This window comes from Kitasatospora sp. NPDC085464, from assembly GCF_044541955.1.
Taxonomy (GTDB): domain Bacteria; phylum Actinomycetota; class Actinomycetes; order Streptomycetales; family Streptomycetaceae; genus Kitasatospora.
This window is the reverse complement of sequence record NZ_JBITTM010000085.1, coordinates 1-11,813: the sequence shown is the minus strand read 5'-3', so window position 1 is coordinate 11,813 and position 11,813 is coordinate 1. Positions and strand designations below refer to the sequence as shown.

Sequence of the window (11,813 nt, the reverse complement as noted above, 5' to 3'; positions counted from 1 at the left end):
CGGCCCCACGGGCCGCCCCTCTGCCGGGTCGGCGACACCGCCGACCCGTACCCCACCCCCACCAGCCCGGCGACACCGCCGGCGAAGGAGAACCGATGATCTTCGTGACCCATGTCCTGCCCGTCAACGAGCCCGGAGAGCCCCGGCTGGACCGCGCCGCCGTTTGGGAGGGACTCGTGCTCAAGGCCAACAACGCCCTGCCCTTCGTCCCCTCGATGAGCCACTGCACCGTCGTCGAGCGCTACGACGACACCTGCTTCGACCGCGACATCCGCTACCGGGAGGTGGACTTCCGTGAGCGGATCACGCTCGAAGAGCCGCACCGCGTGGTGTTCACCCGGCTGTCGGGCCCGGTGCTCGGCACCATCGCCAACGAGATCGAGGGCGACAGCCACGACCTGCGGCTCCGCTTCACCTTCGCCCTGGTCCAGTCCGGCGTCCCGGGCGGCTCCGAGGCCGAAGCAACCATCGCCGCGACGATGACCGGTGACTACCTCCAGGCCCTCACCGCGACCCTCGACGCCATGCGCCGCTGCTCCGTGGCCGACGTCGCCTGACATCCATAGGAGCATCCCGACGCGAGCCGCGAAACCCACCGACGAAAGGAACAGGGATGACCGACACGCCCGACTGGATCGGCTGGACCGAGTCCTTCTACACCGACGTCGAAGCGCTGTCGATCGACCGCGTCCTCGACCGCTTCGCCCCCGGCGGGGAGCTGGTGTTCGGCAACAACCCGCCCGCGGTCGGGCGTGTCGCGATACGTGAAGCGCTGGACGGCCTTCGCGCCGCACTCGCCGGAATACGACACGAGTGGCGCAACTGCTGGCAGGTGGACGACCGGGGAACGGTGCTGCTCGAAGCCCGCGTCCACTACATCACGCGCGGCGGCACCGAGCTGACGCTCCCCTGCGTGACGGTCATCGCCCGCGCCCCCTCGGGAGCGGTCACCTCGCTGCGGATCCACCTCGACACCTCCCCGCTCTTCGCGGCACTCGCCGCCGAGGCGGCCACTGCGCCCGAGGCCGCCGGGGGGCTCGCGACATGAGCCGTCGGACCACGGTCGAGTCGTCCGCCGACACCCTGTCCGCGGAGGTGGCCGTCGCGGCGCGCACCCTCGCGGCGCTGGGTCTGGTCTCGGCGTTCGGGCACGTGTCGGCACGGCACGGCGACCACATGCTGATCACGCCCCCGGCCGACCTCGCCAAGGCCTGCACTGACACCCTCCTGAACATCCCGCTGGACACTGAGGCGTTGCCCGCGGGCGCACCGGGCGAGGCGTGGGCGCACCTGGCCGTCTACCGGGCGCGACCCGACGTACGGGCCGTCGCCCGCGCCACCCCCGAATCCGCCTTCGCAGTCGGGGGGACGGCGTCCGGCACCATCCCGCCGCTGCACGGCCAGGGCGCACTGCTCGGAGAAGCCGTACCCGTCCACGACGACGCGCGGCTCATGCGCTCGGCCGGCATCGCCGAAGGTACCGCCCGCACGCTGGGCAACGCGGACGCGGTCGTCCTGCGCGGCAACGGCGCCCTCACCACGGGCGATGCACCCGGCCACGCCGTCGCCCGCATGTGGCTGCTCGACGCCACCTGCCGACTGCACCTCGCAGCCCGGCGGGCAGGGGCGGTCCACAGCCTCACCCGCGAGGAGATCACGGCTTGGCGGGCCGCCGGCCCGCCCCTGCTCGACCGGCTCTGGGCACACCTGCGGAGCCTCGGCGGCCCCTCACCACGGTGACCGACGAGGACGTCCGGAACCCACACGAACGACGAAGGAAAGCACCATGCTGCACGTCAGCGGACTACTCCACTACGGCCTGCAACTGCCCGATCTGGCCGAAGGAAAGGACTTCTACACCGACTTCGGACTGACCGTCGACGAACGCGACGACCGGCTGGTCGTACGCTGCGACGGACGTGACCAGGACCAGACACTGCTGGTCGAGGGACACGACAAGCGTCTGCACCACGTCGCCTTCGCGGCGCCCGACGGCTCCCTACCCGAACTGCAGCGTCACCTGGAGTCCCTCGGCATCCTCCTGCGGGACGCCCCGCCCGGCGGTCCCGAGGGCGGACTGTGGTTCCGTGACCCGGACGGCACCGCGGTCAACGTGCGCGAGCAGCAACTCGCCGCGCCCCGCGCGGTCGCACCCGCCAAGCAGAACGTGGCCGGTGACTACCGGCGCGTGGACGAGCCCAGCTGGCTCAAGGCGGACACGGTGCCGCGCCCCCGGCGGCTGGGCCACATGCTGGTCTTCTCCTCGGACGTGAACCGCTCGCAGGACTTCTACGAGCGCGCCCTCGGCCTCCGAGTGTCCGACCGGATCACCGGCAAGGTCGTCTTCATGAACCCCGGCCCCGGCGACCACCACGTCTTCGGTTTCATCCAGAGCAGCCATCCGGGCCTGCACCACTCCAGCTGGGAGGTCGCGGGCGTCGACGAACTGGCCATGGGCGCCCGCGTCATGGCGGACAAGGGCCACACCGTCGGCTGGGGCCTGGGCCGGCACACCCTGGGCTCCAACCTGTTCCACTACGTCCAGGACCCCTGGGGCAGTTGGATCGAGTACTTCTCCGACATCGACCAGATCACCGACGACTGGAAGGCACAGGACTGGGACGTCCCGCCCGCGGTGTGGTGCCCGCTGATGCCGGAGCAGTTCCTGCGGAACGCCGAGCCAAAGCCGTAGGAGACGGCTCGGCGCCATGTTCCCCGCGGCCGCCGGATGACGGACCGCGAATCACACAAGAGGAAGAAATGAAGCAAGAGCTGACTTCGGACCAGGTATCGCGATACATCGACGCCTCGCCCGAGGTGTTGTACGCCCTCGTCTCCGACGTCACGCGAACCCCGGAATACTCACCGGAGGTCGTCCGGTGCACGTGGATCGACGGGGCCACCGGCCCGGCGGTGGGCGCGCGGTTCAAGGCGATCAACCACGCCGGGCGCGTTCCCGACTGGCCGAACAAGCCCGTCGTCACCGTGGCCGAACCGGGCCGGATCTTCGCGTTCGAACGCACCGAGGTCGGCGCCGGCACGATCGAGTGGCGCTACCAGTTCGAACCGCAGGGCACCGGAACGCTGGTCACCGAGTCCTACACGGTGCTCAAGAAGGTCAGAATGTTCGGCTGGTTCATCATCGACACCCTCGCCGGGCTGAAGGACCGCCGAAGCGACCTCCGGCGCGGCATGACCACGAGCCTCGAACGCATGGCGGCCATCGTCGGGAACCAGCAGGACGACCGATCGGTCTGACGCGATCCCTGCCGGATGCAGGCATCTACCATGACGGTCCGCCGGTACGTCCGGCGGGCCGTCGCGTCTCGTCGGGACGACAGGACGACAGGACGACAGGACGACAGGACGACAGGGAACGAGATCGGGCTCCGCAGGGGTCGGCGTTCAGCTTCACCGAGCGCGTGGCGTCGTTGAACCAGTGGGAGCGCAGGTAGGTCCAGGCCGATGCTGCAGAAGTCGCGGTTGGTGCGTTCGCGCACTTCGGTGCCGATGCGGTCGCGGTCGGTGAGCGGGACGACGACGGCCGGTCCCGGGCTGGCCACCTCGCGGTCACGCGGAGCGCGGATGCCGTCACGGCGGACGGCGGGATCGGCCGCTCGGCGTTCGATCACCTGGCACTCTCCGGTACCACCGATCACGGGACGGAGGCGTTCGTCCAGGGCTCCGACTCGGTCCTTGTGGATGGCCGGAGGAATTGCCGGCCCCGGGTACGGCGCGTTACACCAAGGGCCGGGGCGCAGGGCGCCGACAGTTACACACCGTTTCGAATATCCCGAGATGCGGGGCCGAGAAGATGCGAGAACATGGAAGGGGACTCGTTCGAAATATCTGGGGCGAGAGATGAGCGACAGAGCCACCTTGGCCAACGGCAGCGATGCAACGCCGGCCGCCCTTTTGATCAGTGCACAGCCAGCCAAAACCGAAATGACAGAGACGGAACGCGAGAGGGTAGTCGACGAGGGAAATAAGTTTTCGAAGGATTCCGGCGAGGCCTGGCTACTGATCAGCGGAAAACTGACCTCAGAGGACGGGGAGGGGCAAGAGAGCACTGACATCGAGATCCGGGAGTCACTGCGGGCGGCTTTCGGGAACCCCAAGGAAGACAAGGCCGAGAACACGAAGGCGCTGAATCTCATTGTCGATTCATATGGCGGCAATCTCGACAGCGCGTATTCGACCGTCCTCTACCTCTGCTCATATACGAACCATCTCCGCGTCCACGTTCCTCGGAAAGCCAAGAGCGCCAGTACGCTGTTCGCGATAGGCGCCCACTCCCTCGTCATGTCAGAGTTTGCCGAACTTGGCCCCCTCGATACTCAGCTCCCCGATCCGCGAAATGCCGCCACCTACGTGTCCGCACTGGACTGCTACCAGAGTGTCGACTACGTGAGAACGTTCGGCATCAATACCATGATCGAGGTATTGAAAAAGCTCCTCGAAGAGACCGACAGACGTGTTCCGGTCGGCGATCTGCTCGACAGGGCCTCGCGTTTCGCCCTGGGCTCCATCGAGCCGATGATGCAGAAGGTCAGCGCACTCGACTTCGGAGCGTGGGGCAGGAGTCTGCGCATCGGTGAGAATTACGCGAAAAAGCTGCTGGAACTGAGGGACGGCGAATCCGACGCCGAGAGGATAGACGCGATCGCCCATCGGCTGGTCTACGGCTACACCCATCATCTCTTCCCGATCGATCACCACGAAGCGCGAGACATCGGCCTGGCGGTGGAGCGCATGGGTGATGAGCAGTACGACGGGATGATGCAGATCGTCCGCGCCTGCCAAGACAAGGACTTTGCCGGGTTCGTCAGCGGACCGGAATCCAAGCTCGTGGCGAAATCCAGGATAGATGGCTGGAATCAGAGGCGCGCATCGGAAGAACGATATCGGGAATACGCTCAGCGAGCGAGGGCCGACGCGGGAGGAAAGTGAGCCTACGGAGCCTGAAGAAGGACACATAGTGTGCGAGACGCGTTATGGCGAGCAGGCGATTTAAATCACTTGAAGTTCGACGGCGCCGCTGGAAGCGGGCATGGCAACAGAATTGGCCATACATTGCACTCTTCATCTTCATCGTCGCCCCCCTGTGGTGGATGGCGGCATCGCTGGCCATAAGGATCGGGCTGTTCGGTTGGGGCGACGTCGATTCCGCCCAGGTCAAGACCTTCCTCACCTTCATAGGAGGAGGCCTCGGCACCGCGGCCACAGTCTTCGGAGCCCTGCTGACCAAACAACACAATGCGCGGGAGCGCTGGCGCCAACAGCTGGACACCATTGTTCAGAGCCTCAATTTCATTGATCCCCCAATGAAGCAGGAAAGAGTGGCCGGAGTATTTTCCTCGATGGTTCTTCTCGGGCACCAGCACGTCGCCATACGGATGCTGGACCCGGCCTGGCGGCATGGAAACATTGATGCCGCGTCTGCCACCTGGGTCATCGGTCAAGTACTTTCGGGCGAGGATCCCAGCATGGAGGGGGTTACGGCCAGTGACGACACCGTGCTGGAAGCTTCAGTGATTCTGAAAGAGCACGCCGGCCCCGATCTGGTCGACAAGGACAAAAATATCTTCTTCTTCCCGGGCGGCTACATGCATACGTGGCCGGTCGACCGCAAACTTCCGACCCAGGCCAAGGTGAACCTGCTTTCCGCGATGGGTGCGACTTTTCTTTCCCAGGACATCTCGTGGTGGACCGATGGCGGCGAGCGAACGCTCGACGAGGCATGGCCTCTTCGTGTATGGAAGGACTGTACGAACGGCGCCGAGACCGATGCGGAGATTCGGGAAGACGCGAAGCATCTTCTGAATGCGGTCAATGGTGCAATAAGGACAGATGAGCTGTCTGCCATGCAAGAGAAAGTGTCCCCGCCGTTGCGCGCTACTTTCAAGAGCCTGGTTGGCAAGTTCCAGAAGTCCGACACCAAGGAACTTGTTCGGCATCGTCGGGCCCGCGGGGCTCTCTGACGGCTCACAGCCCGGGACGGCGCCCAGGCCCCCCAACCAAGAATGGGAGCGGATCTTGTGCGGGGACGGGGCCAAGGGACCGGCGCCCCCAGAAGACCGCTCCTGACCCGTCGTCCGCCCGCTGCGTCTCACACTCCCAGGAGGTTGACCAGCGGGAACGGAGAGGTCCTGCTGGAGTGCTGGTGAGGTCAGGACCCTTCGTCGGGGCCCGACGGCCCGGCCTCCTGTCCCTGCCCCTGCCCCCGGCCCCAGGGCGACGGACCGGCGCCGACCAGAGCCATCGCCCTGGGCACGGCCTGCGGCCTGTAGCCGGGGGCCTGCTCCCCGAGCACGTTCAGCGCGGTCCGCTCCAAGTGATGGGCCAGGCGGGACACCGCGGCGTCTCGGTCGCCGGCGATCACCGCGTCCAGGATCGCGGGATGCTCCGTGTCGCCCGCTCGGGACCAGCTCTCGGGGTCGAGCTGCTGGGTGATGCGGATGTAGCGCACGCTACGGTCGGCCAAGGCCTCCAGCTGGCGCCGCAGCGGCTCGCCCGCCCCGGAGGTGAGGAGGCGGTGGTACTCGCGGTGAGCGACGAGCCAGCCCTCGCGGTCCTTCGCGCGGGCGGCCCGGCGCATCGCCGCCAGCTGCGCCTCGGCCGCTCGTTCCATCCGGCTGCCGAATCCGTCCAGCGTCATGGTCAGGGCCAGGCACTCCAACGTGATGCGCATCGCGTAGTCGGCGTCCAACGCGCTCGGGTCCAGACCCGCCACCCGCATCCGCTGGTTGGGTTCGCCCTCGACGTACCCCTCCTCCTGGAGCATGCGCAACGCCTCCCGCACCGGAGTGCGGCTCACCCCCAGCTGGCGCGCGAGTGCCACCTGTGACACCACGGTGCCCGGCGCCAGCCGGCCGTCGAGGATGCACTCCCGCAGCAGGGCGTGCAGCGGTCCGACCGACTGCCGGACGCCGGTCAGGTTCAGCGGCTCGATGCCGTCGATGACGATGATCGGTTGAGGCATGTCCTCCATTATGGCGTATCTGCATACACATTGAGTTGCGGCCGGGGAGACGGTTCGACCGGCTCTTCGGGCCTCCGGGTTCTCCGGCCGTCCGGCTCTTCGAACCCGGCAGCAGCCCGGTGGCGCATCACGTTCTCCGGGACCAGCGAGCACCACGCGGCACTACCCGTCGCGGTCACCGGACCCGCGAACGGTCACCGCGCCCTCCGGTCGACGTCCGTGTGCTTGGTCCGGCGCGCGACGGGCAGCGAGGCGTGCGCCGACACGTCCGGGACACCGGCGGGCCGCAGGGGGCCGAGTTCCCTGCGCAGGACGGGGATGACCTCCTCGCCGAGCAGGTCGAGCGTTTCCAGGACGGCCTTCAGCGGCATGCCACCGCCGTCGAGATGGAAGAGCTGACGACTGTAGTCACCGTAGTGCTCCCGGAAGGTCAGCGTCTTGTCGATGACCTGCTGCGGACTTCCCACGGTGAGCGATGTCCGCTCCATGTAGTCCTCCATCGTCGACCCGTGGCCGGACAACGGCGAGTTGTCGAAGTAAGGGCGGTAGTCGCGCACGGCGTCCTGGGAGTTGCGGCGGACGAAGACCATGCCGCCGACGCCGACGATCGCCTGCCCCTCGGTGCCGTGCCCGTAGTGGGCGTACCGCTCGCGGTAGATGGAGACCAGGCGGCGGAAGTGGTACGTGGGCGCGAAGAGGTTGTTGACGAAGAAGCCGTCGCCGTAGCGCGCGGCCTGTTCGGCGATCTCGGGGCTGCGCACGGATCCGTGCCAGACGAACGGCGGTGTTCCACCGAGCGGCCTCGGCACCGCGGTGAAGGACTGCAACGGAGTGCGGAAGCGGCCTGACCAGTCGACGACCTCCTCACGCCAGAGCCGGTGCAGCAGCGCATAGTTCTCGATGGCGAGCGGGATGCCCTGGCGCACGTCCTTGCCGAACCAGGGATAGACGGGACCGGCGTTGCCTCGCCCCAGCATGAGGTCGACGCGGCCGTCGGCGAGGTGCTGGAGGACCGCGTAGTCCTCGGCGACCTTCACCGGGTCGTTGGTGGTGATCAGCGTCGTGGCGGTGGACAGCACGATGCGGCTGGTCCTCGCGGCCATGTACGACAGGAGGGTGGTGGGCGAGGACGAGACGAACGGCGGGCTGTGGTGCTCACCCGTCGCGAAGACGTCCAAACCGACCTCCTCGGCCTTGACCGCGATCGTGACCATCGCTTTCAGCCGATCCTGCTCAGTGGGAGGCCGGCCGGTGGCGGGGTCGGGGGTGACGTCGCCTATGGAGAACAACCCGAACTGCATCGACAGCTCCGAACATGGGAGGGAAAGGGAAGTCGGCGCAGTGACGGACGGCTGTTGCCGCCGCTCGCCACTCCGCGTCGCCGTTGTGTGCGGTAGGAGCTACCTGACGAACGGCAGGATCCTTCCGCCGCACCGACCGGCCCGGGGCTGGAGGAGCTCGGCCAGGATCCGGGCGGTGGAGGTGATGGCAGCTCCCGCCCTGCCCATGCGGCGCACGGCGAAGTCCTGCCCGGTCTTCGACGGGGGACCGCCCGCGTCGGTGACGACCGCGACCTCGTATCCCAGGCGCAGTGCCGTCAAGGTGACTTGGACGATCCACACGTCGCGGTCGACGCCGGCGATGATCAGCTTCTTCCTGCCGGCCTCCCCCACGACGGAGGCGAAGTCCTCTTCGTCCACGGTACGGACACCGGCCTGACGGCTGATGCGCGCTGTTTCACCCCCTGGGTGATCCTCCCGCAGCGCGGCCGACGGCGGGCCCGGGACATACGCGCCCGTGGAGGGGGCGAAGAACAGGGGGATGCCATTCGCCCTGGCGGTCCTGGCGAGAGCCAGGGCATTGGCCGCCATCCGGTCGGAAGGAATGGTGCGGATCCACCCAACAGCGCTCATCTGGTGGTCGATGAGCAGCACCGCCGTGTCGGCGGCGGTGAAGGACGGTGCGGACACGGAAAGACCTCTCTGTCGAGCCGGGCACGCACACGGACGGGCGTGGCCGGCTCGAAATTATTATGCCGACCAATTATCTCATACTCGGAAGTCATGAATTGGCCACCATGACGCCCCGACAACACGCCAACTGCTCATAGGGATCCGACGCGTGGTGCCTACGCCCCATATAGTTTGGCTTCAATTGGCCGACCAACTACATCCGGGTGAGATGATGGGTCGGCCAACGACCCGCCTGCCATTCACGGAGGATCAACCACCATGCCGCCAGCGTCCGAATCGGCCCAGAACAAGGACGACGCGGTACCGACCGTCGCCGACGCTCCGATGAGCGAGGCGCTCTTCCGCGCGGCCCGTATGCACCGGATCACAGCGGGCAACCTCCTGCGTGAAACGGGTCTGTACCCCGGGCAGGAGCTGCTGATGATGCAGCTCTGGGCACAGGGGGAACAGCGCCAGGCCGATCTGGTCAAGACACTGGCCCTGGATCCCTCCACCGTCACCAAGATGTTGCAGCGCCTGGAACAGTCCGGATTCGTCACCCGCAGCCCCTCCCCGCACGACCGGCGGGCAGTCGTGGTGAAGCCCACCCGGGCCGGCCAGGCTCTGCGAGACCGAGTCCAACAGGCCTGGCGGGACCTTGAGGCGATCACCGCGGCGGGGTTCACACCTGGCGAGTACGAGCAGGCGATGCTCGTACTCGCCAGAATCGAGGCCAACCTGGACCGCACACCGCCCGAGGCCGGCGTGCCGTCGGCCTCGTCGTAACCGCGGCGCCCGGTCCCGGGTCAGTCGCCGTCCTGCGGCGCAGGAGTGGGCAGGGAGGCGACGAACGTCCGGAGACGACGGACAGGCCGACGGTGTGGGTCCGCAGCCCGTTGCCGCGGTCGACGCGAAAGTCGACTCCCGGACCGTCGGCAACGGTCCACAGCAGTGCCGCGGCCAGGACGGCGCCACCGATCGCGAATGCGACGCGGCGCAGGCTCGGGCCGGCCGAACGGACGGACCTGGTGGTCATCAGAGTGCTCCGTCATGAATGAAGAACGGGTTGTGTCGGCCGTGCGAACCGGGCGGCGCGCTCATTCCTCTCCGAGAACCGGAAGGAGGAGGCGTGAGCCGGAATGCACCGTGTTGACGCCGGCGATGCCGACGGGGGCGTGGCTGAACAGCATCATGGGCCGGAAGTCCTTGCGGGTGTCGTCGCTGGTGAGGATCAGCCGGATGCGGTGCCCTCGGCGGAACCGGCGGGCATTGGCGACCAGCGGGACGCGGTAGTCGACCGGCTCCCCGACCGGGACGGGTTCCCGGGTCCTCATCGGGAGGACGGGCCGGCCCACCTCACTCGCGGCCTCGTCGACGTGGCGCATGCTGGCACGCAGCCAGCCTTGGGTGATGTCGGTTGCCTTGCCGTCCGGATCGACGTCCTGCAGGAGCAGGATCCACCCCGTGTCGTCCCCACTGCTGGTGGCGGTCAGCCGCAGCTCGGGGTGGCCCACCATGTCGAGGTCACCGGGCAGGGGGGCGCTCGTCCAGGTCAGCCGTCCGGGCATGGAGTCGGCGCCGTCGGTGGCGTAGCTGCGCTTGCCCGGCCGCTCGTCGACCGCGAGCGAGCCGTCGAAGTTGAGGGCCAGGGCCATGTGCGTGGCCGGCGGGGGCCAGGCGTCGGCGGTGCGCCACTGGTCGGCCCCGGGCAGCCAGTAGCGGATGGCGGGGCCTTCGAGGATGCCCGTGTCCTGTCCCTTGAGCCAGTGGTCGAACCAGGCGAGGGCCTCGATGTGCATGCTCTCCCACGGCCAGGGCAGGCTGTCGTCCCCGAGCATGGCCATGCGCACACGGGGATTGTCGGCGAGGGCCTCCCAGGCTTCGAAGAGACCGGGCAGGTGGAGTGCGACGTTGGACCACTCGCCGCCGAGGTAGACCGGGATGTCGACGGCGGCGAGCCGTCGGGTCAGGTCACGCTCGTCCCACCACGCGTCCCGTACGGGGTGCTCGGTGGCCACCGCTTTCAGCAGGTCGTTCCACGGGTGGGCGGCACGGCGGAAGTGGGTGATCAGCTCCAGTGCGCGGGTCGCCTGGACGGGATCGGTGCGGTGGAACCGGCGGTGGACGGCGGGAATGGCGAGGATCCTGCGCAGGAGGCGGGACAGACCCTTGCGGTAGAGCCGGTCGCCGTGGGCGGACAGGACGCCCAGTGCGTGGAACCAGGTGGTGACGAAAGCCGCGCTCATCAGGCCGTTGTGGTAGGTGGCCTCCCAACCCTGGACGGTGACGTTGAAGGGGAACAGTGCCCTGAGGTGAGGCGGGCGCTGGGTGGCCGCCTCCATCTGGGTCATGGCGTAGTAGCTGAGGCCGACCATGCCCACGTTCCCGTTGCACCACGGCTGCTCGGCGACCCACTCGACCAGGTCGAACAGGTCATTGCGCTCCTGCTCGTCGAAGAAGGTGTAGGTCCCGTCCGAGCCCACCGTGCCGCGGAGGTTGGCGATGACGTGGGCGTAGCCGCGCGGCACCCAGAAGTCGCTGGCGCCGGCCTCGATGATGGATGCGGGGGCTCCCAAGTCCTGGAGCTGACGGGGATAGGGGGCCGCCGCGACCAGCGCCGGGAACCTGCCGTCCGCGTCAGGGCGATGGACGTCGACGAGGAGCCGGGTGCCGTCGCGGACCGGGACGGGCACGTTGTCCTCGCGGGTCGTCCCGTGAAGAGCCGGTGACAGGTTGCGGTACTCGCGGCCTGTGGTCTGCGGCCCGTTCAGCTGACGCTGACCGGGCTCCACTCCCGCTGCCTTGAACCGAGCCATGGCACCTCATTTCCACGCGTAGGGAAATTACTGGCGCCCACGGTACGCCCGCCACGACCGCCG

Annotated in this window: 12 protein-coding genes; 8 read left to right on the top strand and 4 right to left on the bottom strand. The window is 67.8% G+C overall.

The genetic code is table 11. The features are described 5' to 3' along the window. Positions 1-95 precede the first annotated feature (95 nt). The 7 genes from ACIGG8_RS41270 to ACIGG8_RS41240 all read left to right on the top strand — a co-directional run bounded on the left by ACIGG8_RS41270 (position 96) and on the right by ACIGG8_RS41240 (position 5,981). Positions 96-557 carry an SRPBCC family protein gene (locus ACIGG8_RS41270; RefSeq protein WP_396553719.1) on the top strand — a complete coding sequence of 154 codons (462 nt, stop codon included), beginning with the start codon at positions 96-98 and terminating at the stop codon, positions 555-557. Positions 558-613: 56 nt separating this feature from the next. Continuing rightward, positions 614-1,048, top strand: a complete 435-nt coding sequence (locus tag ACIGG8_RS41265) for a nuclear transport factor 2 family protein (protein WP_396553718.1) — start codon at positions 614-616, stop codon at positions 1,046-1,048. Next, positions 1,045-1,740: a class II aldolase/adducin family protein gene (locus ACIGG8_RS41260; protein WP_396553717.1), complete on the top strand. Its 696-nt coding sequence runs from the start codon at positions 1,045-1,047 to the stop codon at positions 1,738-1,740. Before ACIGG8_RS41265 ends, ACIGG8_RS41260 begins: the two co-directional genes overlap by 4 nt. A gap of 46 nt (positions 1,741-1,786) precedes the next feature. Continuing rightward, positions 1,787-2,692 (top strand): VOC family protein, encoded by a 906-nt coding sequence (locus tag ACIGG8_RS41255; protein WP_396553716.1) that lies wholly within the window; start codon positions 1,787-1,789, stop codon positions 2,690-2,692. A gap of 68 nt (positions 2,693-2,760) precedes the next feature. Next, positions 2,761-3,258: an SRPBCC family protein gene (locus ACIGG8_RS41250; RefSeq protein ID WP_396553715.1), complete on the top strand. Its 498-nt coding sequence runs from the start codon at positions 2,761-2,763 to the stop codon at positions 3,256-3,258. 603 nt (positions 3,259-3,861) lie between these two features. Further along, positions 3,862-4,950 carry a hypothetical protein gene (locus ACIGG8_RS41245; RefSeq protein ID WP_396553714.1) on the top strand — a complete coding sequence of 363 codons (1,089 nt, stop codon included), beginning with the start codon at positions 3,862-3,864 and terminating at the stop codon, positions 4,948-4,950. Positions 4,951-4,994: 44 nt separating this feature from the next. Next, positions 4,995-5,981, top strand: coding sequence for a hypothetical protein (locus ACIGG8_RS41240; protein WP_396553713.1), 987 nt, complete (start codon positions 4,995-4,997; stop codon positions 5,979-5,981). 188 nt (positions 5,982-6,169) lie between these two features. On the opposite strand, the gene ACIGG8_RS41235 is transcribed toward ACIGG8_RS41240, so the two are convergent. From ACIGG8_RS41235 to ACIGG8_RS41225, 3 genes are all read right to left on the bottom strand, one after another. Next, on the bottom strand, positions 6,170-6,982 hold the full coding sequence (locus tag ACIGG8_RS41235) for a GntR family transcriptional regulator (protein ID WP_396553712.1): 813 nt from the start codon (positions 6,980-6,982) through the stop codon (positions 6,170-6,172). 194 nt (positions 6,983-7,176) lie between these two features. Then, complete coding sequence (locus tag ACIGG8_RS41230; RefSeq protein WP_396553711.1) at positions 7,177-8,283, bottom strand: CE1758 family FMN-dependent luciferase-like monooxygenase; 1,107 nt, start codon at positions 8,281-8,283, stop codon at positions 7,177-7,179. Between the two features lie 99 nt (positions 8,284-8,382). After that, positions 8,383-8,952, bottom strand: a complete 570-nt coding sequence (locus ACIGG8_RS41225) for an isochorismatase family protein (protein ID WP_396553710.1) — start codon at positions 8,950-8,952, stop codon at positions 8,383-8,385. A gap of 261 nt (positions 8,953-9,213) precedes the next feature. Here ACIGG8_RS41225 and ACIGG8_RS41220 point away from each other — a divergent pair, with 261 nt between their 5' ends. Beyond that, a complete protein-coding gene (locus tag ACIGG8_RS41220; RefSeq protein WP_396553709.1) occupies positions 9,214-9,720 on the top strand; it encodes a MarR family winged helix-turn-helix transcriptional regulator in 507 nt (168 codons plus the stop codon). A 311-nt stretch (positions 9,721-10,031) separates the two neighbouring features. On the opposite strand, the gene ACIGG8_RS41215 is transcribed toward ACIGG8_RS41220, so the two are convergent. Next, on the bottom strand, positions 10,032-11,750 hold the full coding sequence (locus tag ACIGG8_RS41215; RefSeq protein ID WP_396553708.1) for a CocE/NonD family hydrolase: 1,719 nt from the start codon (positions 11,748-11,750) through the stop codon (positions 10,032-10,034). Between the last annotated feature and the right edge of the window lie 63 nt (positions 11,751-11,813).